The sequence below is a fragment of the Streptosporangium vulgare genome (assembly GCF_042428775.1).
In the GTDB taxonomy this organism is placed as follows: domain Bacteria; phylum Actinomycetota; class Actinomycetes; order Streptosporangiales; family Streptosporangiaceae; genus Streptosporangium; species Streptosporangium vulgare.
Genome location: NZ_JBHMBS010000009.1, coordinates 143,525 through 170,230 on the forward strand (window position 1 = coordinate 143,525; position 26,706 = coordinate 170,230).

Annotated in this window: 19 protein-coding genes; 15 read left to right on the top strand and 4 right to left on the bottom strand. The window is 72.8% G+C overall.

Translation table 11 applies throughout. From position 1 onward, the window contains the following. Positions 1 to 157: 157 nt before the first annotated feature. From ACFFRH_RS20465 to ACFFRH_RS20490, 6 genes are all read left to right on the top strand, one after another. A complete protein-coding gene (locus ACFFRH_RS20465) occupies positions 158 to 2,686 on the top strand; it encodes a DNA translocase FtsK (protein ID WP_386158647.1) in 2,529 nt (842 codons plus the stop codon). 346 nt (positions 2,687 to 3,032) lie between these two features. Continuing rightward, positions 3,033 to 3,791, top strand: coding sequence for a helix-turn-helix domain-containing protein (locus ACFFRH_RS20470; protein WP_344745495.1), 759 nt, complete (start codon positions 3,033 to 3,035; stop codon positions 3,789 to 3,791). A 190-nt stretch (positions 3,792 to 3,981) separates the two neighbouring features. After that, the gene (gene rimO / locus ACFFRH_RS20475) at positions 3,982 to 5,391 is read left to right on the top strand and encodes a 30S ribosomal protein S12 methylthiotransferase RimO (RefSeq protein ID WP_344745497.1); all 1,410 of its coding nucleotides are present in this window, start codon (positions 3,982 to 3,984) and stop codon (positions 5,389 to 5,391) included. A gap of 25 nt (positions 5,392 to 5,416) precedes the next feature. Beyond that, a complete protein-coding gene (pgsA, locus tag ACFFRH_RS20480; RefSeq protein ID WP_344745498.1) occupies positions 5,417 to 6,022 on the top strand; it encodes a CDP-diacylglycerol--glycerol-3-phosphate 3-phosphatidyltransferase in 606 nt (201 codons plus the stop codon). 160 nt (positions 6,023 to 6,182) lie between these two features. Further along, positions 6,183 to 6,686 carry a CinA family protein gene (locus ACFFRH_RS20485; RefSeq protein ID WP_344745499.1) on the top strand — a complete coding sequence of 168 codons (504 nt, stop codon included), beginning with the start codon at positions 6,183 to 6,185 and terminating at the stop codon, positions 6,684 to 6,686. Between the two features lie 207 nt (positions 6,687 to 6,893). Next, the gene (locus tag ACFFRH_RS20490) at positions 6,894 to 7,241 is read left to right on the top strand and encodes a helix-turn-helix domain-containing protein (RefSeq protein WP_030904158.1); all 348 of its coding nucleotides are present in this window, start codon (positions 6,894 to 6,896) and stop codon (positions 7,239 to 7,241) included. Here ACFFRH_RS20490 and ACFFRH_RS20495 read toward each other — a convergent pair. From ACFFRH_RS20495 to ACFFRH_RS20505, 3 genes are all read right to left on the bottom strand, one after another. Continuing rightward, positions 7,238 to 8,029, bottom strand: a complete 792-nt coding sequence (locus ACFFRH_RS20495) for an Fpg/Nei family DNA glycosylase (protein WP_344745500.1) — start codon at positions 8,027 to 8,029, stop codon at positions 7,238 to 7,240. The two genes, ACFFRH_RS20490 and ACFFRH_RS20495, sit on opposite strands and share 4 nt — an antisense overlap. A gap of 99 nt (positions 8,030 to 8,128) precedes the next feature. Beyond that, positions 8,129 to 8,578: an RrF2 family transcriptional regulator gene (locus ACFFRH_RS20500; RefSeq protein WP_326637143.1), complete on the bottom strand. Its 450-nt coding sequence runs from the start codon at positions 8,576 to 8,578 to the stop codon at positions 8,129 to 8,131. Positions 8,579 to 8,598: 20 nt separating this feature from the next. Continuing rightward, positions 8,599 to 10,272: a condensation domain-containing protein gene (locus tag ACFFRH_RS20505; protein ID WP_344745501.1), complete on the bottom strand. Its 1,674-nt coding sequence runs from the start codon at positions 10,270 to 10,272 to the stop codon at positions 8,599 to 8,601. Positions 10,273 to 10,615: 343 nt separating this feature from the next. On the opposite strand from ACFFRH_RS20505, the gene ACFFRH_RS20510 reads away from it, so the two are divergent. From ACFFRH_RS20510 to ACFFRH_RS20520, 3 genes are all read left to right on the top strand, one after another. Next, positions 10,616 to 11,794, top strand: coding sequence for an ROK family transcriptional regulator (locus tag ACFFRH_RS20510; RefSeq protein WP_344745509.1), 1,179 nt, complete (start codon positions 10,616 to 10,618; stop codon positions 11,792 to 11,794). Between the two features lie 129 nt (positions 11,795 to 11,923). Further along, positions 11,924 to 13,123 (top strand): class I SAM-dependent methyltransferase, encoded by a 1,200-nt coding sequence (locus ACFFRH_RS20515; protein WP_386158656.1) that lies wholly within the window; start codon positions 11,924 to 11,926, stop codon positions 13,121 to 13,123. Continuing rightward, positions 13,120 to 13,821 carry a PIG-L deacetylase family protein gene (locus tag ACFFRH_RS20520; protein WP_344745504.1) on the top strand — a complete coding sequence of 234 codons (702 nt, stop codon included), beginning with the start codon at positions 13,120 to 13,122 and terminating at the stop codon, positions 13,819 to 13,821. Before ACFFRH_RS20515 ends, ACFFRH_RS20520 begins: the two co-directional genes overlap by 4 nt. A gap of 68 nt (positions 13,822 to 13,889) precedes the next feature. Here ACFFRH_RS20520 and ACFFRH_RS20525 read toward each other — a convergent pair whose 3' ends face one another. Further along, positions 13,890 to 15,410 carry a glycoside hydrolase family 3 protein gene (locus tag ACFFRH_RS20525; RefSeq protein ID WP_344745505.1) on the bottom strand — a complete coding sequence of 507 codons (1,521 nt, stop codon included), beginning with the start codon at positions 15,408 to 15,410 and terminating at the stop codon, positions 13,890 to 13,892. A gap of 181 nt (positions 15,411 to 15,591) precedes the next feature. Between ACFFRH_RS20525 and ACFFRH_RS20530 the strand changes: the two genes are divergently transcribed. Genes ACFFRH_RS20530 through ACFFRH_RS20555 form a run of 6 tightly spaced genes read left to right on the top strand, consistent with a single transcriptional unit; the run spans position 15,592 to position 26,635 of the window. Further along, on the top strand, positions 15,592 to 17,091 hold the full coding sequence (locus ACFFRH_RS20530) for a condensation domain-containing protein (protein ID WP_386158661.1): 1,500 nt from the start codon (positions 15,592 to 15,594) through the stop codon (positions 17,089 to 17,091). Next, positions 17,088 to 21,935, top strand: a complete 4,848-nt coding sequence (locus ACFFRH_RS20535; RefSeq protein ID WP_386158664.1) for a non-ribosomal peptide synthetase — start codon at positions 17,088 to 17,090, stop codon at positions 21,933 to 21,935. The genes ACFFRH_RS20530 and ACFFRH_RS20535 overlap by 4 nt, the downstream gene beginning before the upstream one ends. After that, on the top strand, positions 21,928 to 23,376 hold the full coding sequence (locus ACFFRH_RS20540; RefSeq protein WP_386158668.1) for an MFS transporter: 1,449 nt from the start codon (positions 21,928 to 21,930) through the stop codon (positions 23,374 to 23,376). Before ACFFRH_RS20535 ends, ACFFRH_RS20540 begins: the two co-directional genes overlap by 8 nt. Then, positions 23,354 to 24,391 carry a class I SAM-dependent methyltransferase gene (locus ACFFRH_RS20545; RefSeq protein ID WP_386158671.1) on the top strand — a complete coding sequence of 346 codons (1,038 nt, stop codon included), beginning with the start codon at positions 23,354 to 23,356 and terminating at the stop codon, positions 24,389 to 24,391. The genes ACFFRH_RS20540 and ACFFRH_RS20545 overlap by 23 nt, the downstream gene beginning before the upstream one ends. Before the next feature lie 7 nt (positions 24,392 to 24,398). Further along, complete coding sequence (locus ACFFRH_RS20550) at positions 24,399 to 25,937, top strand: FAD-dependent oxidoreductase (RefSeq protein ID WP_386158674.1); 1,539 nt, start codon at positions 24,399 to 24,401, stop codon at positions 25,935 to 25,937. Then, entirely contained in the window at positions 25,931 to 26,635 is a 705-nt protein-coding gene (locus tag ACFFRH_RS20555) for a DUF6875 domain-containing protein (RefSeq protein WP_386158676.1), read from the top strand. The genes ACFFRH_RS20550 and ACFFRH_RS20555 overlap by 7 nt, the downstream gene beginning before the upstream one ends. The last annotated feature ends 71 nt before the right edge of the window (positions 26,636 to 26,706 follow it).

Below are 26,706 nucleotides of genomic sequence, written 5' to 3' on the forward strand. Positions count from 1 at the left end.
ATGGAATGGAAGACGCTTTCCAGCAGACTAATGGGGCATTTGGCGCTTCTCATCACTGTTCACGAAGTATCGACCGATCTTGTGAAACGTCGGCGAGGGGCGGGCGCTGCGGCGCGTCGGCGCGCAATCCACCACCCGTCTCGTTAACCTCCCTAGCATGGCCACCCGTACGTCTAAAGGCTCCTCAGGAAAGCCCCCCGGCAAGGGGTCCTCCGGCCGTTCGGGCACCTCCCAGGCCCGTACGGCCCCCGCCAGGCGGGCGCCCGCCGGCCGGGGGAGGAGCGCGAGCCAGGCCCGCAAGCCCTCACCCCAGCACGACCCGATCAGCTGGGTGCTCATCATGATCGGCAAGCTGTTCATGGGCATCTGGATGCTCCTCGCCGGGGGCATCGGCGGCGCCGCGCGGGCCCTGGGGCAGAACGCCCGCGAGCTCGACCCCGTGCACCGCCGCGACGGGCTCGGCCTGGCGGTGTTCGCCGGGGCGGTCGTGCTGGCGGCGATGACCTGGCGCAAGAACACCGGCACGGTCTCCACCGTGGTCGACAGCGTCATGCGCGGCGTCTTCGGCTCGCTGACCTGGGTGATCCCGATCCTTCTCATGCTGCTGGCCTGGCGGCTGCTGCGTCACCCCGACCAGAACGCCGACACCGGCCGGATGATCATCGGCTGGTCCGCCCTCACCATCGGCGTGCTCGGCGTCGTGCACGTCGTCCACGGCACGCCGTACCCCTCGGGGGGCAGCTCCGACGGCATGGACAAGGTCTCGGCCGCCGGAGGCATGATCGGCTTCATCGTCTCGGCGCCGCCGGCGAGCATCCTGCCGTCCTTCATCACCATCCCGCTGCTGCTGATCCTGTCGGGCTTCGGCATCCTGGTGATCACCGCGACGCCGGTGCACCGGGTCCCCGAGCGGCTGGCAGAGATCCGGCACATGCTCTTCAACCGCGACCTGCCCCCCGCGCCGCGCGTGTCCAAAAGGAAGCCCGCCACGCGCAAGAAGGCGGAGCCCGAGGGCGCCGAGCTGGGCGACCACGTCAAGCCCTACGACACCCCCCTGATCGCCGAGACGCCCGGCGGCACCCCCGGGCACTCCCCGGAGATCGTGCCCGGCCTGGTGGACGAGGAGGCGGCCGAGGCGATCATCAGGGCGGAGTCGTCGGCGCCCCCCGAGCCGACCCCGGCCCCGCGCAAGGTCGAGCAGCTCGTCCTGTCGCCCCAGGCGGGCCCGTACACCCTGCCCGAGCCGCAGCTCCTGCGCCCCGGCACCGCGCCCAAGCCGCAGACGAAGGCGAACACCGTCGTCGTCAACGCGCTGACCAGCGTGATGGAGCAGTTCGCCATCGACGCCCAGGTGATCGGTTTCACCCGGGGGCCGACGGTGACGCGCTACGAGATCGAGCTCGGCCCGGCGGTCAAGGTCGAGAAGGTCACCGCGCTCACCAAGAACATCGCGTACGCGGTCAAGTCCGCCGATGTCCGGATCCTGTCCCCGATCCCCGGCAAGTCGGCGATCGGGGTCGAGATCCCCAACACCGACAAGGACCTCGTCTCGCTGGGCGACATCCTGCGCTCCCCGGTGGCCCAGGCCGACCACCACCCGATGATCGTCGGGCTCGGCAAGGACGTCGAGGGGCGCACGATAGTGGCCAACCTGGCCAAGATGCCGCACCTGCTCATCGCGGGCGCCACCGGCGCGGGAAAGTCGGTCTGCGTCAACGGGCTGATCACCTCGATCCTGATGCGGGCCACCCCCGACGAGGTCCGCATGGTCCTGGTCGACCCCAAGCGGGTCGAGCTCAGCGTCTACGAGGGCATCCCGCACCTCATCACGCCGATCATCACCAACCCCAAGAAGGCCGCCGAGGCCCTGGAGTGGGTCGTCGGGGAGATGGACCGCCGCTACGACGACCTGGCCGCCAGCGGCTTCCGGCACGTCGACGACTTCAACAAGGCGGTCCGCGCCGGCAAGCTGGTGCCGCCGCCGGGCAGCGAGCGGGTCTACCAGCCCTATCCGTACCTGCTGGTGATCGTCGACGAGCTCGCCGACCTGATGATGGTCGCCCCCCGCGACGTCGAGGACTCCATCGTCCGCATCACCCAGCTCGCCCGCGCCGCCGGGATCCACCTGGTCATCGCCACCCAGCGCCCCAGCGTGGACGTGGTCACCGGCCTGATCAAGGCCAACGTGCCCTCCAGGCTCGCCTTCGCCACCTCCTCGCTCGCCGACTCCCGGGTCATCCTGGACCAGCCGGGCGCCGAGAAGCTCGTCGGGCAGGGCGACTCGCTCTTCCTGCCGATGGGGGCGAGCAAGCCCATGCGGCTGCAGAACGCCTTCGTCTCCGAGAAGGAGATCGGCGAGATCGTCGGGCACTGCAAGGCCCAGATGGCGGTCGAGTACCGCGACGACGTGGCCGCCGTGGCGACCGCCAAGAAGGAGATCGACGAGGACATCGGCGACGACCTCGACCTGCTGGTCCAGGCGGCCGAGCTCATCGTGACCACCCAGTTCGGCTCGACCTCGATGCTCCAGCGCAAGCTCAGGGTCGGCTTCGCGAAGGCGGGCCGCCTGATGGACCTGCTGGAGAGCAGGAACGTCGTCGGGCCCAGCGAGGGTTCGAAGGCGCGGGAGGTCATGGTCAAGCCGGACGAGCTCCCCGGCCTGCTGATCGACCTGCGCGGGGGCTGACGGCGCCGTACGGGAGGCTCCGGCCGACTTTGCGGGGGCCGCGCGGGAAGCTTCGAACGGCCTGCGCGGGGGCTGACGGTGCCTGTACGGGAGGTTCCAGTCGACCTTGCGCGGCGCCGCGTGGGAGCTTCGGCCGGTCCGCGCGGGGGCCGGCGGCGCCGTGCGGGAGGCTCCGGCCGGTCCGCGTCCGGGAGTGCCGGTACATGCGGGGGAATGCCGTCTCCCGACCGGCCCGCCCGGGAATGACGGCGCCGTGCGGAAATGGGACCCCCGCCGCGCATCCTCCGTACGGTTACTGATTGAATAGGTGTCGCTACGCAACGTCGGGGGCTGAGAGGCGTGCGCCATGGGCATTGGAAGCGATCTGGCGGATGCCAGGCGGTCGATGGGGATGACCGTAGGGCAGTTGAGCGCGCGGACACGCATTCGCGAAGTGCTCATCCAGGCAATCGAGAGGAATGACTTCTCCCAATGCGGGGGAGATTTCTACGCGCGGGGCCACATAAGAAACATCGCCAAGATCGTTGACCTCGATCCCGAGGCGCTGGTGCACCGCTACGACGAGCAGCACGGGGGCGTGCCGCTGCCGGTGCGGGCGTCCAGCGTCTTCCAGGCCGACATGCCGCTGAAGATCCGTGAGCGCCGTTCGCCCAACTGGACGACGGCGATGGCGGTGGCCCTGGGCATCGTGGTCATCTTCGGCGTGGTGCGGACCATGGGCGGAGGCGACACCCCCGTGGCGGACCTCCGCACGATGCCGGTGCCCGCCGTGCCGCCACCGCCCTCGGCCGGTCCCGGCCCCGACTCACCGCGCCGGGCGGCGTCGCTGGCCGAGGGGCGACGGCGCGACATGGTCGTCCTCCAGGTGAGGGCGAAGCGCACCTCCTGGCTCGACGTACAGGACTCGACCGGCCGGCGGATCTTCTCCGGAACGCTCGTGGCGGGCAAGACCTCGACCTGGAAGGCGAAGACCGGGATACGGGTCACCTTCGGCGACGGAGGAGCCGTCTCGCTGAAGGTGAACGGCAAGAACCTGGGCACCCCCGGCCGCCGGGGTCAGGTCGTGAACCGCTCCTACGAGGCCCCCGCCACCAAGAAGCGCTAGGTCACGGCGTACGGAGCCTCGTACGGAGCCCGCGTCGGGCTCCTCCCGGGCGTCCGCGTCGCCGGGTTCGGCCGGGCCGCCCGGGCCGTCCCGGCGGCGGGACATCCGGGGCGGGGCGGGGGTGCGGCGGTGCCTGAATGGGGGGAGGTGCATCGGGTGGTGGCCAACTCCCGATACCGTAGTGTTCACCATGTCATCCCGCCGAACCGCATCGCTGATCACGCTTGGTTGCGCACGCAACGAGGTCGACTCCGAGGAACTCGCCGCTCGTCTTGAGGCTGCCGGTTGGCAGCTGGGCGACGACGACCCCGACGTCGTCGTCGTCAACACGTGCGGCTTCATCGACTCGGCGAAAAAGGACTCCATCGACACGCTGCTCGCCGCGGCCGACTCCGGGGCCAAGGTGGTCGCCGCGGGCTGCATGGCGGAGCGGTACGGTGACCAGCTCGCCGACGCGCTGCCCGAGGCCGCCGCGGTCATCTCCTTCGACGACTACACCGACATCGGCACGCGCCTCGACGACGTGCTGGCGGGCAAGTCGCTCGTCCCGCACAGCCCGCGCGACCGCAGGACCCTGCTGCCGATCTCGCCGGTGGAGCGCGCGGCCGCCCCCAGGACGGCCATTCCCGGCCACGGCGAGCTGCCCGAGGGCCTGGCCCCCGCCAGCGGCCCCCGGCCGCTCCGCAAGCGTCTGGGCGACGGCCCGGTGGCCTCGCTGAAGCTCGCCTCCGGCTGCGACCGGCGCTGCACGTTCTGCGCCATCCCGGCCTTCCGCGGGGCGTACGTCTCGCGCGGCGCCGAGGAGCTCCTCGGCGAGGCGGCCTGGCTGGCCGAGCAGGGCGTCAAGGAGCTGGTGCTGGTCAGCGAGAACTCCACCTCCTACGGCAAGGACCTGGGCGACCTGAGGGCGCTGGAGAAGCTGCTGCCCTCCCTCGCCGCGACCGAGGGCGTCGAGCGGGTGCGGGTCAGCTACCTGCAGCCCGCCGAGCTCCGCCCCGGGCTGCTGGAGATCATCGCCTCGACCGAGGGCGTGGCCCCCTACTTCGACCTCTCCTTCCAGCACGCCAGCGGCCCGGTGCTGCGCCGGATGCGGCGCTTCGGCGACCCCCGGCGCTTCCTGGACCTCCTGGAGTCGATCCGCGCCCACGCCCCCGAGGCGGGCGTGCGCTCCAACTTCATCGTGGGCTTCCCCGGCGAGACCGAGGAGGAGTTCGGCGAGCTGGTGGGCTTCCTGGAGGAGGCCAGGCTCGACGTGATCGGCATCTTCGGTTACTCCGACGAGGACGGCACCGAGGCGGCCTCGCTGCCCGGCAAGCTCGACCAGGAGGTCGTCGACGCCCGCGTGTCCGCGCTCACCGAGCTGGCCGAGGAGCTCATGGCCCAGCGGGCCGAGGAGCGGATCGGCACCGAGGTCGACGTCCTGATCGAGGAGGACCTGGGCGACGGCGGCTACGAGGGTCGGGCCGCCCACCAGGGGCCCGAGGTCGACGGTTCTGTAACGGTCCAGGGCATCGGGCTGGTCCCCGGCCAGATCGTCCGGGCCGTCGTGGTCGACTCGGAGGGTGTCGACCTGATCGCCCGTATCAAGGCGGCCCCATGAGCGCGCCGCCGGGCCGGGAGAGCGTATGACCAACACGCCAGAGACCGGCACCGACTCGACCTCGGCATCCGCGCGCCCCAAGGTGAGCGCCTGGAACATCGCCAACGTCGTGACGGTGATACGGCTGGCGATGGTTCCGTTCTTCGCGGCCTGCCTCTTCCTGCCGGGATCGGGCTGGCGGGCCGCGGCACTGGTGGTCTTCATGGTGGCCTCGCTCACCGACCTGCTCGACGGCGAGCTGGCCCGCCGCTACGGCCTGGTCACCGACTTCGGGAAGATCGCCGATCCGATCGCCGACAAGGCCCTCATCGGCGCCGCCCTGATCAGCCTCTCGGTGCTGGGGGAGCTGCCCTGGTGGATCACCGTCGTGATCCTGGGCAGGGAGCTGGGTGTCACCGGGCTGAGGTTCGCGGTCATCCGGCACGGCGTCATCCCGGCCAGCTACGGCGGGAAGGTGAAGACCGTCCTGCAGATCGCCGCGATCGTCTCCTACATCTGGCCGGGGGTGCCCGACCTGATCCGCTGGGTCGTGATGGGCGCGGCGGCCCTGGTCACCGTCGTCACCGGTGTCGACTACGTGATCCGGGCGATCAAGCTGCGGCAGGTCGCGAAACGGGCGCGGGCCGTATGAGGCGGGCCATGGCGGGCGTGAGCCGTACGGGGCGGGCGACGACGGGCGTGAGCCGTACGGGACGGACCATGGCGAGCGCGGGTCATGTGAGGCAGGCGATGGCGGGCGCGGGCCGTGTGAAGCGGGCCACGGCGGGCGCGGGCCGTATGAGGCGGGTCCCGTGAGCCGGCGCCTGCTCGCGGCCACCGAGGTCCTCGCCCTCCTCGTCCGCAGGGGCGAGACGGTGGCGGTCGCCGAGTCGCTGACCGCCGGGCTCATCTGCGCGTCCCTCACCGGCCCCCCTGGGGCCTCCGCGGCCTTCCTGGGCGGGGTGGTCTCCTACGCCACCGAGCTCAAGCACCGGCTGCTGAACGTCCCCGCGGACCTGCTCGCCCGAGAGGGGGCGGTGCACCCGGAGGTCGCCGCCGCGATGGCCGACGGGGTGCGCCTTCTCGCCGGTTCCACATACGGGCTGGCGGCCACCGGGGTGGCCGGCCCCGACCCCCAGGACGGTAAATCGGTGGGCACCGTGCATCTCGCCGTTAGCGGACCTGACGGGCGGGTATGGCACCGGGATCCGCGACTCGCCGGGACGCGCGACCAGATCCGGGAGTCGACCGTGAACGAGGCCGTAGACCTCCTCCGAGGTGTGCTGGAGACGAACGTGAGGGAACATTCAGGATGATTACCGCGTTACGTCCCCAGCGAACATGCTCCACATGGTCTGCCGCGTTGTCGGTCCATACAGGTACGGTGGAACGGTGAGTGAGGTAAAGGTCAAGCGATGATGACGGCGAGGAGTATGTACCAAGGGTCGCGTTCGAAGAACGGGCGGCACGAACCGATAGCGCGGAGTGTCGTGAAGGCATCCGCGCCGGGGAGGGAGCGACAGATGGTCCTGCTGCGTCAGCTGCTCGGTGACGTGCTGCGGCGGCTGAGGGTGCGGCAGAGTCGCACCCTACGTGAGGTGTCCACACTGGCTCGGGTTTCTCTTGGCTATTTGTCCGAGGTGGAGCGTGGTCAGAAGGAGGCCTCTTCAGAGCTGCTCGCGTCGATCTGCGGTGCCCTGGGTGTGCCGCTTTCACAGGTTCTCCGAGAGGTTTCCGATCAGTTCGCCCTGGCCGAGCTGCAGCATGCTCCGGTGCTGGCGGGCGATGTCCCCGAACGGGAGCGTCTGCCGATTCCCGAAACCGTGCCTGATTCCGTCTTCCCCGAGGTCAACGACATGGTCGCCGCCTAGCCGGTCGGTTCGTCCGGCTGGCAGTGACGGCACCAGAAGATCAGCCGTTCCTGCGGCTGTGCGCCCATCTCCCCACGACTGATCCGACGCCCGCAGCGCAGGCAAGGCCGCCCGGCCCTGCCGTAGACCCAGGTGCTCCGTCCCGGACGGAGATCACCTGTCGTCGTCCTGCTCGGGCGTTCCTTGTTAGCGTCCAGCAGCCGCCACGCGATCGACACGATCGTTCTCAGATCCTCAACCGTCCCCACAGGTCGCCACGGGGACACCCCGGCGAGGAAAAGCGTCTCGGCGCGATAGATGGTGCCGATTCCCGCCAGGTTGCGCTGATCGAGCAGCGCGACCCCGATGCTCGTCTCAGGCCGTCCTGCCAGCCTTCGTACGGCTTCCGCCTCGTCCCAGTCCTCCCCGAGCAGATCGGGTCCGAGATGCCCGACGAGTCGCCCCTCCTCCTTGGTCGGGACCAGGTCGACCATCCCCAGCCGCACCCCCGCCGCCTGCCATCGCGCGTTGGCCAGCACCAGGCGGACGACGTCGCCCCCGGGCAGCCTCCGCCCCGCGGGTGAGATCTGCCAGCTGCCCTCCATCCGCAGGTGGGTGTGGACGGTCAGCCCGCCCTCGACCCTGGTGAGCAGGTGCTTGCCGCGTGAGACGGTCTCCAGCACCGCGCGCCCGGTCAGGTCGGCCGTGGAGTGCCGCGGTACGCGGAAGTCCGAGCGGGTCAGCACCTGCCCGTCGAGCGCCCGGCCGAGCCGCAGCGCGGAGAGGTGGATGACGTCACCCTCGGGCACGGTGTCCGCCTCGTGACGAGAGCCGGCCTCGAAACGCGGGCCCGGCCTGGGGCGCGGGCCGGGCCGGCCGGGGCCCGGTGGGCGGCCAGGCCGGCACGGTCAGTCCCAGGCCGCGGGGTCGGCCGACAGGCTGCGGACCCGCTCGGGGAGGGCGCCGGTGGCCACGTTCTCGAGCGTGACCTCCTCCAGGATCGCCCGCTCGCTGGCGCGCAGCGCGATCCAGACCTGCTGCAGCGACTCGGCGGGACCCCGGTAGCCGACGTGCTCGGGCCGCTCCCCCCGTACGTTGGCGAGCGGGCCGTCGACGGCGCGGATCACATCGGCGAGACTGATCTCCGCGGGCGGGCGGGCCAGCACGTAGCCTCCCTCGGGGCCGCGCTGGCCGCGCACCAGCCCGGCGCGGCGCATCTGGAGCAGGATGTTCTCAAGATACTTGGGAGGCATGTCCTGCTCCTTGGCCAGCTCACCCACCGTGGTAGGGCCGTCACCCGCGGCGGCGAGTTCGGCGGCGGCACGGAGGGCATAGTCGACACGAGCGGATAGGCGCATGTAACCGATTATCCCGCCTGCTATTGGTTCCTTACGCGCGCGGGGCCGAAGGAGGTGAAACGGCGTCCGTCGCCTTCGGTGACGACGGGCCCGTGGAGCGACGCGCCGGTGGGTCCCGGCGTGTGCACGACGTAGTGGTGAGGTGCCATCGCGGAGGTGCGGCCCGGCAGCAGGGCGAGGCAGGCGGTGCGGATCTCCTCGGGGGTTCCGGAGGTGACGTGGCAGGTCAGACGCCCGTCCGGGTCGTGCGTCACCAGGTGGGGGCGTCCCTGAACCGCTTCACCGACGAGCCGCTCCACCGCGCGGAGGTTCACCCAGCAGGAGTCGGTGTAGATCCATTCCGGGCCGCGTTCGATAGGTGAAATTCCCGATATATTCGAAATGTCGGAAGCCTGGACGTCCCTGTCTCCGGCCGCGATCAGCAGCCGGACGATCCCGGTCCCGAAGCCCTCCGCCTCCGTACGGCTCATCACCCGTGGATCGATCCAGAGCGTCAGGTCCACCACGTCCTCCAGCCGGTTGGCCCAGAGCGCGAGGTGCGCGGGGAGCGAGGCCGCCGGAAGCCAGTCGCACTCGACCTCGGCGGACGGCTCGGGCTCGGGTTCGGGGACGGTGACGCCGCTCATGTCGTTGAAGACGCAGTCGCGGGCGAAGTCCACCCCCCGCTCGGCGTTGACGGCCTCGATCACCTCCCAGAGCGCGTTGGAGTCGAAACGGCTGTGCTGGTATCCGGACAGGGACGCGGTGCGGAAGCGGCGGACCGCCTCGTCGAAGGTGGGGACGTCGAGATCCGCGGTCATCAGCGCGTCCTGGGCCAGCGGCCCGACGTAGTCGCGCAGCTCGGGCCGTACCCGGTTGCTCGCCAGTGACGCGATCACGCAGGACCGCTGGGTGTTGCGCAGGCCGACGAGGACCCCCAGGGCGGCGAGCGTGACGGCCGAGCGGCTGGCGCCCGTGCGGTTCGCGACGGCGTCCAGCGCGGTGGCCGCCACCGCCGAGCGGACCCGCAGCCGGGGCCGGATCGCGTCGGTGTCGTCGGCCACGGCCGCCTCGTCGATCGCGAACATCGACTGCGGTGCCCGCCTGAGCCCGTTCTCCCAGTGCCGCAGGGCCGCCTCGTTCCGGCGCAGGGCGGCCGGGGCGCCCTCCGCGGTCGCGAGGTCCAGCGGCTGCGTCGGGCACGGCGGGGGGACGGCGACCCCCCGGATCAGGCGTTCCCACTCCCTCATGACGGTGGCCAGACCGATGGCGTCGACCGAGGTGTGGGGAAGGACGAAGATCACCAGGCGGGGCGCCTCCCCGTCGGTGATCACGGCGACCCTGATCGGGAGCTCGGCCCGCAGGTCGAACCGGGTGCCCTGCATCCGCAGGCCCACCTCCTCGGCGACCTCGTCGAGGAGTCCGGTCCCCGCGCCGCGCACCTCGACGGGCAGGCGGCCGGAACCGGCCACGACCTGGAGGTCCGAGTGGATGGTGGCCCGCAGTCCCTCGTGCCGGGAGAGCAGGCGCCCGACCGCCTCGGTGACGGCGGGCAGGGAGGTGCCCTCCGGCAGGCGCTTGGTGACGCGGAAGTTCATGTGGAGCGGCGGGTCGCGGAGCACGCAACGCGCCATGTTGGCCTGGCCCATGGTCATGGGCCCCTGCCGGGTCCGCAGACCCGCGTATTCGGCTGCGATCGTGATGACGGTGTCCATGTCGAAACCTGCCTCGCCACCCGACGGCAAGGGTCTTACTGAAAAGAACCTTTACCGTTTTCGGGAGTGTTCCACGCGCCGGGCCGGCGTCGCAAGCCCTTGATTTCCGGGCGTCGCGGTGACAGGAGCGCGGGCGGTGGCGGCGAAACGGCGATGAGCAGGAGTGCGGGCGGCGGCGGCGAAACGGCGGTGAGCAGGGGCGCGACACGGCCGGGACGGCCCGGGTAGCCCTCCGTGGCGCCCGGGCGGGGCTAAACTATCAGGAAGCCTTATTAAGAATAGAAGCGTTATTCTTCATTGAAAGTAATCGCGACGGGGAAGCGGCGAACAAGAGAGCATGCGTATGGAGCGACGTCCTGGCGTGCCCAGGCTATTGCGGGAGATCAACGACAGGGCCGCCCTGGAGCTGCTGCTCGCGTCCGGGCCGCTGACGCGGGGGCAGATCGGCGAGCTCACCGGCCTCTCCAAGGTGACGGCGTCGCAGACGCTCGCCCGTCTGGAGGGGCGCGGGCTGGTGGAGGTGGCGGGGGAGCAGGCGGGGGGCCGCGGGCCCAATGCCGCGCTTTATGGGATTATTTCCTCCTCGGCCTATGTGGCGGGTCTGGACGTCGGCCCGGAATTCGTCACGACCGCCATCGCCGATATCCACGGGGAGATCGTGGCCGAGGTGCGGGTGGCGCCGAGCGGGCACGACGATCCGGTGGCCCTCGTGCACAACGCGGTGGTCAAGGCGTGCCGGTCGGCCAAGGTGGCGCTCTCCAAGCTGCGCTCGGTCGTCATCGGCACCCCGGGCGTGGTCGACCCCCGCACCGGCGACGTGCGGTTCTCCTTCGACCTGCCCGGCTGGCACGAGGGCATCCACGAGGCGCTCGCGCGTGACCTGCGCCGCGACGTCAGGATAGAGAACGACGTGAACCTCGTCGCCATCGCCGAGCGCACCCTGGGTGCCGCCCGCGAGGTCGACGACTTCGTGCTGCTGTGGGTGGGCCGCGGCATCGGTCTCGGCGTCGTGCTCGGCGGGCGGCTGCACCGGGGCCGGTCCGGCAGCGCGGGCGAGATCGGCTACCTGCCGGTGCCGGGGGTGCCGCTGGCCGAGGACGTACGGGCCGTGCCCGGCAGGTTGCCGTCGCTCGCCGGGGGTCTGCAGTCCCTGGTCAGCGCCGAGGCGGTCGCCGAGCTCGCCGCGACGTACGGCTTCGAGGGGGAGAGCGCCGCCGAGTGCGTCGCGGCGGCGGTCGCGGCGGGGAAGCGGGGAGAGCCTCTGATCAACGACATCGCGGGGCGGCTGGCGCTGGGGGTGGCGTCGGTGTGCGTCGTGCTCGACCCGGGGCTCGTGGTGCTCGCGGGGGAGGTCAGCAGGGCCGGGGGCGACGAGCTCACCTCCAGGATCGAGGAGGCGGTGGCGAGGAGCTGCCCGGTCCGGCCGCAGGTCGTGGCCAGTGAGGTGGGCGGCAACCCGGTGCTGCGCGGGGCCGTCATCGCCGCCCTGGACCAGGCCAGGGAGGAGATCTTCACCTCCTGAGCCCCGGACGCCCGGTGGGGTGAGGGGATTCTTCTCGGCGAACGGCCGTTGCGCGATGGGCAAGATCCCCTATGCTGGCGCGGAAATGTCATGAAAAAGACATCTTTCCGTGATCGGGGATGGGGACAAATGACGGCTGTCATCGCCGTGCTGCATGCCGAGGACGTCGCCCTGGAGTTCGTCTCCGTCCTGCGGGACCACGCCGACGAGGACGTCCTGGTGATCGTCGGGCAGGCGAGGGCGAGCGTGACCCTGCCCGCGGGGCTGTCCCTGCGGGAGCGCCTGGAACTGCTCGGACCCCTGGTGGAGCCCGGGGGCAACACCGCGGAGCTGCCCGTCCCCGCCGACGTGGCCGCCCTGCTCGTCGAGGCGCCGGCGTCGGCGCCGGGGCCAGGCGAGCTCTGGACCCACTCGCCCGCCGACCACCGCATCCGCCGGGCCAGGTTCGGCTGGATCGTCTCCCGCGCCGTGTCGCCGTTCCCGGGGTCCTCCTCACCCCCGTCCCTGTCCCTGCCGGCTGTGACCTGCTCGGTCGGCGACAATCCCTTCCTGCAGACGATCCCCGGCACGGCGGCCGCGATCACCGGCGCCGAGGCCGAGGCGAAGATCGATTTCATCAACCGGCGCGCCGGTGAGCTGCTGCGCAGCCGGGTGGCCGACCGGCTCGTCACCACCGACCGGGTCCCGGCCGTCGAGAGGTTCTTCACCGCGAGCGCCGAGCAGGCCAACCGCCTGTACGCGCTGATCTCCAGCCTCGGGGACGACGCCGCGGTGGCCGACGACCCATGGGAGTTCGGGCGCTCGGCCTACGAGGCCGCGCGGCTGGACGCGACCGCCGCGTGGACCGCCCGCTGGTGCTCCCCGCAGGACGGGCCGATCGTGGAGGTCGGGGCGTGCCAGGGCGAGCTCACCCGGCGGCTGGCGGGGAAGGGCTACCGGGTCCAGGCGACCGAGCCCAACGCGGGTTTCCGCGCCCGCCTGGCCGAGCGGGCGGAGCCGGGCGTGGAGGTGCTCCCGGACAGCCTGGAGGATCTCGCCGACCACGGTGAGCGTCAGGCGGCGGCGTACCTGCTCGTCGAGATGCTCTACTACGACCAGGACCTGACGCTCCTCGACCGGTTGCCGACCGACCTGGTCCTTGTCGCGCTGGAGACCGGCCAGCTCAACGAGCGGATCTGGCCCTGGCTGCGCGAGCAGTCCACCTGGCGGGTCGCCGAGCGCGTCGAGCTCGCTCCGCCGACCCTGGAGTCCGTCTGCGACGGGCTCGCCTACCTGCGCAAGCGGGGCAGCCGCGGCCTCGTCCTGGCCAGGGCGGGGTGGCGGCGATGAGCTGGGAGACGATCGTGGTCTCGCCGCACTTCGACGACGCGGTGCTGTCGGTGGCGGGACTGCTCGCCCGCCGCGAGGGGAACGCGGTGATCGTCACGGTGCTGGGCGGCGCGTCCGGCGGGACGCTCTCGGCGTGGGACCGGCTGTGCGGGTTCGCCTCGGCGGAGGAGACGGCGCGGGAACGGCGGGCCGAGGACGCGCGGGCGTGCGAACTGCTCGGGGTCGACCAGGTGGTGCTGGACAATCCGGACGTTCCGGCGGCGCAGCTCCCGATGGACGACCTGGAGGCGTTCCTCACCGAGCACGTCACCCCGCGCACGCGCGTGCTCGTCCCGATGGGGATCGGCAACGCCGACCACGAGGCCGTACGCGACCGGGCGCTCGACGCGCTGGAGAAGACCGAACCCCTGGAGCGCCTGGTCTACGCCGACCTGCCCTACGCCGCCGCGGTGCGCGAGTGGGGGAGCCCGGCCGCCGGTCAGGCCCTGGCGGACAGGCCGCCGGTCCGTGCGCTCGCCGGGCGGTACCGGCTCGGTGCGAGGGCGTGGCCGCGCCTGGAGGGGGAGGAGTGGGCGCTCAAGCGGCGGGCGGTTCTGGCGTACGCCTCGCAGATCGCGCCGCTCGCCTGTGACCACGGGGAGTTCCTCGCGCTGCCGGGCCCCCTCCAGCACGAGCTGGTGTGGACCCTCGACGGCTGACCGCTCGCGGCGGCCGGGAGCGGGGTCAGCGGCCGGTGGCCGGTGGCCGGGAGCGGGGGCCGGCGGGGTCAGTGGCCGGTGACCGGGAGGGGGCGGCGGCCGGAGAGGAGTTCGGCGGCGGCCTGGCCCGAGGCGGTGGTCGCGCCGTGGGTGGTGATGTGGGCGGCGCCCGGGGTGGCCGGGCCCGGCAGGCCCATCTCCACCACGATCGCGTCGGGGCGTCGTGACAGCAGGGCGTCCAGGCGGGCCGAGACCCAGGCGTGCCGGTGGGCGTCGCGTACCACGATCACCAGCGGGCGCCCGTCGGGGGGCGCCGGGACCGGGTCGCCGGAGCCGAGCCGCAGGGCCGTCGTGCCCGGCAGCAGCGCGGCGAGCGGGGCGGCGACGCCCCACGGGGTGGCGCGGTCGACGGCGATGTTCGTCTCGGAGACGAACTCGATCACCTGGGGCGCGGCGGGCAGCGGGAGCCCGTCGCCGCGGACCCGCAGTGCCCGCCTGGCCGCGTCGAGCCCCGCGGGCTCACCGGCCGGGCCCGTCTCGCCGGCCGCCCGCCGTCGCTCCGCCGACCAGGCGGCGAGGCGCCGGACCCGGGAGGCGGCCTCGGCCAGGCGCTCCTCGGGGAGGGTCCCGTCGGCCACCGCGCCCATGATGGCGTTGCGCATGAAGCCGACCACGCCGGGGCCCTTGCGCTCGCCGCCCACGCAGATCGCGTCGGCCCCGGCGGCGAGGGCGCGGACCGCCGCCCCGGTCACGCCGTACCGCTCGGCCACCGAGGGCATCTCCACACCGTCGGTCACGATCAGCCCGTCGAAGCCCAGCTCCTCCCTGAGCAGCCCGGTCAGGACGCGGCCGCTCATGGTGGCGGGGTGGTCGGGGTCGTAGGCGGGGACGAGCAGGTGGCCGGTCATCACGGCGCGCACCCCGGCCTCGATGGCGGTCCGGTACGGCGGGAGGGTGGTGGCCGCGAGCTCCTCGGCCGAGTAGGCGACGGTCGGCAGGTCGTCGTGCGAGTCGACGGCGGTGGCGCCGTGGCCGGGGAAGTGCTTGGCGCAGGCGGCCACCCCGGCCGACTGCAGGCCGGTGACCCAGGCGCGGGCGTGCCGGGCGACCAGCCAGGGGTCGGCGCCGAACGCGCGGGTGCCGACGACGGGATTGTCCAGGTCGGAGTTGACGTCGACCACGGGAGCGTAGTTGAGGGTGACGCCCGCCGCGGCCATGTCCAGCCCGATCTCGCGGGCGACCCGCTCGGTCAGCCCGGGGTCGTCCACCGCGCCGAGCGCGAGGTTGCCGGGACGCGAGCTGCCGGTGAGCGCCTCCAGCCGGGTGACGTCGCCCGCCTCCTCGTCGGTGGCGATCACCACGTCCGGGTTCTCCGCGCGTAGTGCGGCGGTCAATGCCCTGATCTGCTCGCTGTTTACAAGATTCCGGGAGTAGAGCGCAACCCCGCCGAGCCCTTCGGCGAGCCGCCTGCGCAGCCAGTCGGGCACCTCGACGCCCACGAACCCGGGCTGCAACACGGTGTCGGCAAGCCCGGCCAGTTCGGGGCTCACGCCGTTCGGGCCGTTCGTCCGGCCACCTCGAACGATCATCAAAGCCTCCAGGTCGGTTCGTGGCAAGTCGCTTGTCTCAGGCGTACCACATGTGTAGCATTCGGGTTGCATAAATAGACAGGAAACTTTCCTAATAATTGCCTGTCAGGACCGCATGTCAGGGGCGACGCAGCCCCCGGCGCCTGCCCGAAGTGAGTCACCCACGAGGGAGACGGACAGGATGTCGCACGCCCCCTTCGACCTGCGGGGAATCCCGCTGGTGCTTCACCTGAACGGTCCCGTCGACGTTCCGGCGCTGCTGGGCGCGTGCGCCGTCGTGGCCGGCAGGCACCCGGTCCTCGGCCGTGTCAGGGTCACCCGCACGGAGTCGACCCCGGAGCGCTACCCCGGGGTCGCCGCGGCCGAGGCCGCCCGGCCGTTCGACCTGGAGCGCGGCCCGCTCGCCCGGTTCACGCTGGTCACGGTGGGTCCCGAGCGCGTCAGGCTGCTCTTCACGGCGCACGGGCGGGTGTTCGACGCGGGCTCCAAGGACGTCCTGATCCGCGAACTGGCCGACGCCTACTTCGCGCGGGCCACCCTGCCGGGCACGGCGTCGCCGTCCTTCCCGGTGCCGCGGCCGTACGGCTCCTCCCAGGGCCCACCGTCCGCGCGGACGGATCGGCGTGGCGGTTCGGGTGCGGGCGGCGGGGTTCTCCCCGCACCGCCCGACGGCGCCGGGGAGTTCTGGAAGGAGCGCGACCGCGCGCCCGCGGAGCTCGTCCTGCCCGGCCTGCGCGCGGTCCCGCACGGCACCGGTCCCGGGGAGATCGTCGAGATGGTGCTCGGCGGCGCGGAGTCCGGGGCCCTCACCGAGGCCGCCACGGTGCTCGGCGCCACCAGGTTCGAGCTGCTGCTCGCGGCCGTGGGCGTGCTGCTGCGCCGGTACGGCACCTCCGCGTCGCCGCTCGCCCTCGACCTCGGCACCCGCACCCGCGAGACACGCGACCGCATCGGGCCGTTCGTGGCGCGGGTGCCGTTCGTCCCGCACCCCGCTCTCGACGAGCGGTTTCCCGACCACCTGCGCGCGGTCCGGGCCGAGCTGCACGCCATGTACCGGTTCCGGCACGCGCCGCCGGACCCGCCCTCCTCACCGGTGCTGCTCAGCTACCGCAGGAGGGCGGCCGTCCCGGATTTCCCCGGTGTCGGGGCAGGCGTGGAGTGGACGGTCTTCAACGGGACCGCCCACGGCGCGCTGCACATCCAGGCCGTGGACGCCGGTCCGAGTCTCACCCTCGGCCTCCGCTTCAACCCCGCCGCGATCGGCCACGACGACGTGTCCGGGATCGCGGGTCACCTGCGCGCGCTGCTGCGCGCCATCTCCGCGGACCCCCGCGCGAAGGTCGCGGATCTGGCGGAACCACCCCACCCCACGCCCCAAGAGGAGCCTTCCGTGACCGACCTGTTCGTCCCGGCCCCCGGCAACGCGACGGAACCTCCCGCAGGGGAGGATCCGGTCACCGCGCAGGTACGGGAGATCTGGCAGGAGATCCTCCGCCTCGACGACATCGGGCTGGACGAGGACCTCTACGACCTCGGCGGGCACTCGCTGACCATCACCCAGATCATCGCCAGGACCCGCCGCAGGCTCGGCGTGGAGGTGTCCCTGGACGTCTTCTTCGACAACCCCACCATCGCCGGCGTCGCCGAGGAGGTCACGCGTCTGCGGGGCGGGGCCGCGTGAGCACGCTCTCGTACGCCCAGGAGCGCCTGTGGTTCCTGGACCGGCTCACCCCGGGGGACGGGACGTACAACATGGTCGTCTGCGAGCGGCTCATCGGGTCGCTCGACGCGGACGCCCTGGAACGGGCGCTGGGCGAGGTCGTGGCCAGGCACGAGGCGTTGCGGACCGTCTTCCCCGAGGTCGGGGGGCTCCCGTCCGCGACGGTCCTGGATCCCGTGCCGCTGGTCATGGAGCGGCTCGACCTGACGGGCGAGCCGCCGCACGCCTCGCTGGATGGTCCGTCGGACGGTTCGTCGGGTGGGTCGCCGCACGGTCCGCCGGATGGACCGCGGGGCGGGGGTGCGGGGGTGTCGCGGGAGCGGGAGAGGGAGGGGGAACGGGCGCTGGAGGCGTTGCTCGCCGAGCGGAGCAACCGGCCGTTCGACCTGGTCAACGGTCCGCTGCTGCGGGCGACCCTGGTGCGCACCGGGTTCGACGAGCACGTCCTGCTGGTCGTCGTGCACCACATCGCCGGGGACGCCTGGTCGATCGAGCAGGTCATGTTCGGGGAGCTGGCGTCGCTCTACGCGGCCTTCACCCTCGGGCTGCCGTCCCCCCTCCCGCCGCCCGCACTGCAGTACGCCGACTACGTGCGCGGGCAGCGCGGGCAGCCGGTGGACATCTCCGACGTGGTGCGCGAGCTCGACGGCGTCCCGGTGCTGGAACTGCCCACCGACCGGCCGCGCCAGGCCGTGCGGACCACCGAGGGCGGCCTGGTGATCCACAGGATCCCGCTGGAGCTGTGGCGGGGGATCACCGGGATGGCGCGGGCCGAGCGGTGCACGCCGTTCATGGCCGTGCTCGCCGCCTACCAGGTGCTGCTCTCCCGCTACACCGGCCAGGACGACTTCTGCGTCGGCACCCCCGTCGCGGGCCGTACGGAGGAGGAGTTCGAGAAGGTCTTCGGTGTCTTCATCAACACCCTCGCCCTCCGCGCCGACCTGGCGGGCGACCCGACCTTCCGCGAGACGCTCAAGCGGGTGCGGCGGCGGGCCTTCACGATGTACGGCCACGCCTCGGTCCCGTTCGAGCACGTGGTGAGCGAGCTGCGCGTCGACCGCGACCCGGCCAGGACCCCGGTGTTCCAGACGATGCTGATGCTGGGCAACCCGGACGCCGGATCGCTCGACCTCGACGGTATCCGCACCGAGCCGGTGGCGTCGGGACTGGCCGTGGCCAAGTTCGACCTCTCCCTGGACGTGATCGTCTATCCCACGCACGTCCAGCTGATGTTCGCCTACAACACCGGCCTGTTCGACCGGTCCACGGTGGAGCGGATGGGCGCCCAGCTGGAGACGCTGTTCCGCTCGATCGTCTCCGACCCGGGCCGCCGCCTGTCACGGCTGGAGATCCTGCCCGCCGCCGAGCGCGCGATCGTGCTCGGGGGTGCTTCGGTGCCGGATCCGGGGGACGTGCTCTCGGAGGGGCCGCCGGTCTGGGGGCCGGGGGACGTGCTCTCGGACGATCCGGTCCGGTCGTCAGGCCCGGTCCCGTCGGGCCGGCCGGGGTGGCCGGCGCGGCCGGTTCGGCCGGCTCACGGGGCGGGGGAGTTCCTCGATCGGCTGATCGCCCGGCAGGCCGCGCGTACCCCGGACGCCCCCGCGGTGATCACTCCCGCAGTTCCCGGTGTTCCCGCCGCTTCCGCCGCTCCCGGTGAGGGGAGCGCCGTTCTCACGTACGGGGAGCTCGACCGGGCCTCGGACGTCGTGGCCGACCGGCTCAGGCCGTTGCTGGAGCGGCCGGTGGGGGCCGGTACCGCCGGGGGCGGGGAGGCGCTGGTCGCGCTGGCGCTCGCCGCCGGGCCCGAGGCGATCGTGGCGCTGCTGGGGATTCTCAAGGCGGGGGCCGCCTACCTGCCGCTCGACCCGGCGCAGCCCGCCGAGCGGTTGGCGTACCTGCTGGCCGACTCCGGCGCGCGTGCGGTGATCGCGGACGGGGCGGAGCTCGCCGGGTTCACCGGGCCGGTCGTCAGCCGGGCGGACCTCGCCCGCTGGACGGACGGCGCTCTCGTGGGAACGGCGCCGGCGCGCGGGTCCGGGGCGGAGAGCCTTGCCCCCGAGGGGCCGCGCGCCGGTGACGACGCGACGGCCGAGAGGACGTCGGCGCGCGAGGCCGGGGTGGAGAACCTCGGTCTTGACGGTTCGCGCGCCGGTGACGACATGGCGCCGGCGCGCGGGGCCGGGGCGGAGAACCTTGAGCGGGCCGCTTACGTGATCTACACCTCCGGATCCACCGGGCGCCCCAAGGGGGTCGTCGTCGGCCATCGCGCACTGTCCCACCTGGCCCGATCGTTCAGGGACCTGCACGGGTTCGGGCCGGGGGAGCGGGTGCTGATGGTCCCGCCGCTCAGCTTCGACGCCTCGGCGGGAGACGTCTTCCCCGCCCTGATCAGCGGTGCCGCGCTGGTGCTGCACCCCGCTCCCGCCTCGCTGACCGGTCCCGCCCTCGCCGCCCTGTGCGCGGAGCACTCGATCACGATGGTCGACACCGCCTCGGCGCTCTGGCAGCAGTGGGTCGAGGAACTGGACGAGATCACGGCCCCGATCACCACGATGATGGTCGGCGGCGAGGGCGTGCCGGTGGAACGCCTGCGCGCCTGGGCCGCGCTCACCGGCGGCCGGGTCGCGTTCCACAACCACTACGGCCCGACCGAGGCGACCGTCTGCGCCACCTCGTACCGCACGGTCGACGGCGCCGAGCTGGGCGCGGCCACGCACCTGCCGATCGGCACCGCGCTGCCGCACACCCGCGTCTACGTGCTCGACCGCCACGGCAACCCGGCCCCGATCGGGGTGCCGGGAGAGATCCACATCGGTGGCGAGTGCCTGGCGCGCGGCTATCTGGGCCGTCCCGGGCGGACCGCCGGGAGCTTCCTGCCCGACCCGTTCTCGTCCCGGCCGGGCGCGAGGATGTACGCCACGGGCGACCTGGGCAGATACCGGCCCGACGGGAACCTGGAGTTCCTGGGGCGCACCGACCGGCAGGTGAAGGTCCACGGTAACCGGATCGAGCCGGGCGAGGTCGAGGCGGCCTGCCTGGCCCATCCCGGTGTCCGCGAGGCCGTGGTCACCGCCGACCCCCGGAGGCTCGTCGCCTATCTGGTGGGGGACCGGCTCACCGTCGCCGAGCTGCGCGCCTTCCTCGCCGGTCGGCTTCCCGGCTACATGCTGCCCGGCGCGGTCGTCACGCTGCCCGCGCTCCCGCTGACCTCGCACGGCAAGGTCGACCTGCGGGCGCTGCCCGAGCCGGACGCGGACGGCGACGCCCCGCCGTACGAGCCGCCGCGTGAGGGGACCGAGCGGGTCATCGCCGGGATCTGGGCCGACGCGCTCAAGGTGGAGCCCGGTCGCGGGGACAACTTCTTCGACCTGGGCGGGCACTCGCTGCTGGCGCCGCGGATCGTCTCCAGGATCACCGCGGAGCTGGGGGTGCCGGTCCCGATGACCGCGCTCTTCGCCGCGACCGACCTGGCCGGGCTCGCCGCCGCAGTGGACGAGCGGCTCGGTCTCCCGGACGCGGGCTCTCGGATGGCCGGGGCGCTTCCTCACGCGGGGTCCTCTCCGGCCTCGCCCGCCGGGGCCACTCCGGCTTCTCACGCCGGGTCCGCTCGGGCGGGCGGGAGCGCGGACGGCTGGACCCCGGCCGCCGCGGACCTGGTGGACCTGTACGCGGAGGCGGTGCTGCCCGGCGACATCGCGTACACCGGGGCGCCGGTCCCCGGGGGGCCGCCGCGCCGGGTGCTGCTCACCGGTGCCACCGGCTTCCTCGGCGCGTACCTGCTCGCCGGGCTGCTGGGCACGACCGGGGCCGAGGTCCACTGCCTGGTCAGGGGCGGTACGCCCGCCGGAAGGCTGCGCGACAACCTCGACCGGTACGGGCTCTGGGACGAGCGCTTCGACGGCAGGATCGTCCCGCACGCCGGGGACCTCGCCCTGCCGGGACTCGGCCTGACCGCCGGGGAGTTCGCGCAGCTGGCGGACTCGGCCGACCTCGTCGTGCACAACGGGGCCCTGGTCAACTTCGCGCTGCCCTACCGGCGGCTGCGCCGCGCGAACGTGGGCGCCGTCCTGGAGATCCTGCGGCTCGCCGCGTCCGGCCGCGTCACCGCCCCCGTGCACCTCGTCTCGACGCTCGGCGTGCACCTCACCCCCGGGGAGCGCACGGTCAGGGAGGGCGACCCGCTGCCGGATCCCGGCCCGCTGCACCTGGGCTACGACCGGAGCAAGTGGGTCGCCGACCGGATCGCGGGCGCCGCGAGGGAGACCGGGCTGCCGATCGCGATCCACCGCCCGGCCAGGGTCTCCGCCGACAGCCGCACCGGCCGGTCGGTTCCCGGTGACTTCCTCGGCCGCCTCTTCGCCACCTGCGCCCGCCTCGGCGCGGTGCCGGAGGGGGAGCGGATCGACATGGCCCCGGTCGACCACGTCGCCTCGGCGATCGTGCACCTGGCGACGAGCCGGGCCACCGGCGACTTCCACTACCACAACCCGCGGGTGCTGACCTCGGAGGAACTCGCCGAGGGCCTGCGCGAGCACGGCTTCCCGGTACGGCTCACGCCGGGGGACCGCTGGCGGCGGCTGGTCCGCGACCGGCTGGAGCTCGGCGACGACCTGCCGATCGCCCCCTATCCGGCGTTCTTCGCCGAGTACGGGGCGCTGCCCGGCCCGTCCTTCGACTGCTCGGCCACCGAGGGACTCCTCGCCGCCGCGGGGCTGGTCTGCCCTCCGGCGGACGGGAAACTGCTCGACCTCTATCTCGGTGACCACATCGGCACCGGAGTCCTCCCGGGAGGCAGCCGTGCATGACGGGATACGCCGGTTCGTCGTCATCTGGGCGGCGCAGCTGTTGTCGATCATCGGGTCGAGCCTGACGGGGTTCGTACTGGGCGTCTGGGTCTACCAGCGCAACGGCTCGGCCACCGAGTTCGTGCTGATCATGCTGTGCGCGGTGCTGCCCGAGGTGCTGCTCTCCCCGCTCGCCGGGTCGCTCGCCGACCGGTGGGACCGCAGGCGGATGCTGATGGCCGCCGACGCCGGGGCCGCCGCGGTCACCGGGGCCCTCGCGCTGCTGCTCGTCCTCGGCTCGCCGGAGGTCTGGCACGTCTACGTGATCACGGTGGCCGGGGCCGTCTTCGGGACCTTCCACATGGCCGCGTACCACGCGATGATGCCGCTGATCATGCCGCAGCGGCACCTGGGCAGGGCCAACGGCCTGATGCAGGTCGCTGACTCGGTGAGGATCGCGGCTCCGCTGCTGGCGGGAACGCTCCTGGTCACGGTCGGCGTCACCGGGGTGGTCGTGATCGACCTGGTCACCTTCCTGGTCACCCGGGTGGTCATGTTCGCCGTACGGCTGCCGCGCGAGGTCACCCGCCCGGGAGCCTCGGCCGCACCGGAGCCGCTGCGCGGGGACCTGCTGTTCGGCTGGCGCTACCTGCGGGCCAGGCGCGGGCTGTTCCAGCTGGTCGTGGTGCTGGCCGCGTACAACCTGTTCTTCGGGATGTCCGGGGTGCTGGTCCAGCCGCTGATCCTGTCGTTCGGGTCGGCCGCGGTGCTGGGGGCGCTGATGTTCGCGGGCGGCGCGGGGGTCTTCGCCGGAGGGCTGGTGCTGAGCGCGTGGGGCGGGCCGAGGCGCCGGGTGCGCGGTGTCGCGGTGTTCGTCGCCCTGGGAGGGGCGCTGCTCGCCCTGCACAGCCTCGCGCCCTCACCCTGGCTGATCGCGGTGGTGGCGCCCGCCTTCCTGTTCACGCTGCCGTTCGTGCAGGGCACCGGGATGACCGTACTGCAGATCAAGACCGACCCCGCGGCGCTGGGCCGGGTGCTCAGCACGGTCCGCGCGCTCACCCAGACGGCCACGGTGCTCACCTACCTGGCCGCGGGGCCGCTCGCCGACCGGGTCTTCGAGCCGATGCTCGCCCCCGGCGGGGCGCTCTCCGGAACCCTCGGCACCGTGATCGGCACGGGCGAGGGACGGGGCATCGCGGCGATCTTCCTGATCACGGGCCTGTGCCTGGTGCTGCTCGCGCCGCTCGCCTACCTCCAGCCCCGCCTGCGGAAGGTGGAGTCCGAACTGCCCGACGCCGAGGACGTGCACGCCCCTCCGGAACATGTCCCGGAGCGCGCGGGGGAAGCCGTTCCGGAGCCCGCACCGGAGCCCGGGGCGGAACCCGTCGCGGGACGCGGTGAGGCCGACCTGGGAACCGACGTCGCGCGAGGAGACAGCGATGCCGCTCTATCTCGACCCTGAGGAACTCCGCGGGGCGCCGGGCCCCCACCTCGACCTGATCGGCGCGATGGCGTTCCGGGCGGCGGGGGCCGCCCAGCGCCTGGGGGTCTTCGAGGCGCTCATGCCCGGCCCGCTCCCCGTGACGGAACTGGCGGCCAGGACGGGCACCGACCCGGCCGGGCTCGCCGTGCTGCTGGAGGCGCTCGCCTCCCTCGGCTACCTCGACCGGGCACCGGGCCGGGTGTACGGCAACAGCCCGATGGTCGCGGGCACCCTGGACCGGCGGAGCCCGTGGAGCTACGCCCCCGCGCTGGCCTTCTGGCAGGACGTGCTCGGCGAGCTCTGGGACGGCCTGGAGGAGTCGGTGCGCACCGGCACGCCACAGGTCGACTTCTACGCCTGGCTGGAGGAACGGCCCGGGACGCTGGCCGAGTTCCAGAGCATGCTCGACGGGATGGCCGCCGGGCTCGCCCCGCTGGTCGCCGCGAGCGCGCCCCACCCCGGGAGGCGCCTGCTCGACGTCGGCGGCGGGCACGCCCGGCACAGCATCGCGTTCTGCCAGGCGCACCCCGGGCTCACCGCGACGATCGTCGACCTGCCGAACGCCCTGGAGGGCGGCCGGGCCAGGATCGAGGCGGCCGGGCTGGGCGACCGCGTCACCCTGCTCCCGGGTGACCTGGCCGACCCCCGCACCGATCTTGGTGGCGGGTACGACACCGCGCTGCTGTTCAACCTCTGCCACGGGTTCGACGAGGCGGGCAACCGCGCGCTGTTCAAGAGGGTGGCGGGCGCGCTGCGCCCCGGTGGCGCGGTGGTCGTGCTGGAGACCTTCGCCGACCTGCCCGACGGGACGCCCGCGACGGTCGAGGCGTTCGTCCGCGCCTTCGGCCTCAACCTCGCCACCACCCAGGGCGGCGGGATCCACTCCTTCCCCGACGTCGCCGCCTGGCTGTCCGGCTCCGGATTCGGCCGGATCGAGCGGCGGCACGTCGACGGCCCCAACGAGCTGCTCGTCGCCCGCCTGGAGACCCCATGAGGACCACATGAGGATCACTGTCATCGGAGCGGGTCCCGCCGGCACCCTCCTCGCCTGCTACCTGGCCAGGCGCGGCTTCCGGGTGGAGGTCTACGAGCGCCGGGCCGACCCCCGGCTGCTCGACGAGGACGAGAGCAGGTCGATCAACCTCGGCCTGTCCGCCAGGGGCATCGCGGCGCTCACCGACATCGGCCTGATGGACACCCTGCGGCCGCTCACCGTCCCGATGCGCGGCCGGGCCATCCACCTGCCCGGCGGCGCGGTGCCGTTCCAGCCCTACGGCGCCCACGAGGGGGAGATCCTTCACTCGGTCCTGCGCCGCGACCTGATCACCACGCTCGTCGACCACGCCGAGGCCCAGCCGGGGGTGACCTTCCACTTCCGGCACCGGCTGGTCGGCCTGGACCGCGAGACGGCCGCCGCGCGCCTCGTCCACGAGGACACCGGGGCCGCGAGCACCGTCGAGGGCGACGCGGTGATCGGCGCGGACGGCGCGTTCTCGCAGGTGCGGGCGCACATGCACCACGGGCTGCGGGCCGAGCACCACCAGGAGATCCTGGAGTGGGGATACAAGGAACTCACCATCCCCGCCGCCGACGACGGATCGGCCAGGACCAGGCTGGAGGCCCTGCACGTCTGGCCCGGCGAGGACGCCCTCATCGTCGCCCACCCCAACCGGGACAACTCGCTCACCGGCACGCTCTTCCTGCCCGTCGAGCGGTTCGGCGAGGTCACCGACCCCGAGGAGTTCCTCGGCGAACGCTTCCCGGACACGCTCGACCTCATGCCCCACCTGGCGAAGGAGTACGCCGAACACCCGGTGGGGCACCTGGTGTCGATCCGCACCTCACCCTGGCACCACCGGGGCCGGGTGGCGCTCGTCGGCGACGCGTGCCACGCCGTCTACCCCTTCTACGGCCAGGGCATGAACTCGGCCCTTGAGGACTGCACGGTCCTCGACCGCTGCGTGGGCGACCACCCCGGAGACCTCGGGGCCGCCTTCGCCGAGTACCAGCGGCTGCGCAAACCGCACACCGACGTGCTCGACGAGCTGTCCAAGCAGAACTTCGTGGAACTGCGCGACCGGCTCCGCTCCCCGTTGCACCTGCTGCGCAAGAAGGCGGACCTGCTGCTCGCCCGGGCGCTCCCCGGCCGGTGGGTCCCGCTCTACACGATGATCTCCCACACCACCGTCCCGTACGCGGACGCGCTCGCCCGCGCCCGGCGGCAGGACGCGCTCCTGCGCGGGGCGGGGGCGGCGGTGGCCGTCGCCGGGCTGCTCGCCGCCGCCCCGGCCGTCGTCCGTCTCGTACGCGGCTCCGGCCGCTCCACGGTCACACCTCTCGTGCGCGCCATCGACGCCGCGCACGTCGCACGCGGTGCCGGCCTCGCATCTCCCGTACCCGCCGCGGACCCCGCGCGCCTCGCACGCGGTGCCGACTCCGCGCGCCGCACCGTCTTCGCACGTCTCGTACGCCTCACGCGCTTCGCACGTCGCGCACGTCTCGCACAGCGAAACACCCGGAAGGGCGAACCACCATGCTGACCGATCCCGCGGATCCCTCTCGTGTCCTCCTGGAGACCGCCGATCTGGCCGGTGACCACGATCTGGTCCTGCGCTACCGCACGCCGCTCAGGGAGATCGTCACCTGGGCACGAGAGTATCTCTGCCGCCCCCACGAGGAACTGGGCAGGAAAGGGCCCGTCTGCCCGTACGCCCAGACCGCGCTGGAGCGGGGCACCTTCTACCTCGCGGTCCGCCCCGGGCGGCCCGGCGGGCCCGAGGCGGCCGAGATCCTCGCCGGCTACCGCGACTGGTTCCCGAGGCTGCCCGTCACGCGGGGAGTGTCCGCGCAGTACCGGACGATCCTGGTGCTCTTCCCCGACCTGCCGGAGTCCGAGGCAGCCGCGGTGATCGACCACGCCCAGGAGGCGCTCAAGTCGCGCTACGTCTCCGAAGGGCTGATGATCGGGGAGTTCTACCCGGGCCCGCCGCCCAAGGCGGGGCTGTGGAACCCCTCCTTCCTGCCGCTGGGCAGCCCGGTCCCGCTGCTGGCGATCCGCCACATGGTCGCCACCGACTTCCCGTTCCTGCGTGACGACCCCGCGCAGGTCGCGGCGTACCTGGACCGTTTCGGCGACCGCCCGCCGGCCGCCCTCAGGGCGGAGATCCAGGCCGTCGCCGGCCGCTACGGCCTGGTGCCCGCGAACACGTCCTGCGCGCCGTCCCTGGCAGGGTCCTGACCGGCCGTCCTCGGTCCTGAGAACCTCGGTCCTGAGAACAAGGCCCGCTCCTGCGGTTCTCGCGGGGGCGG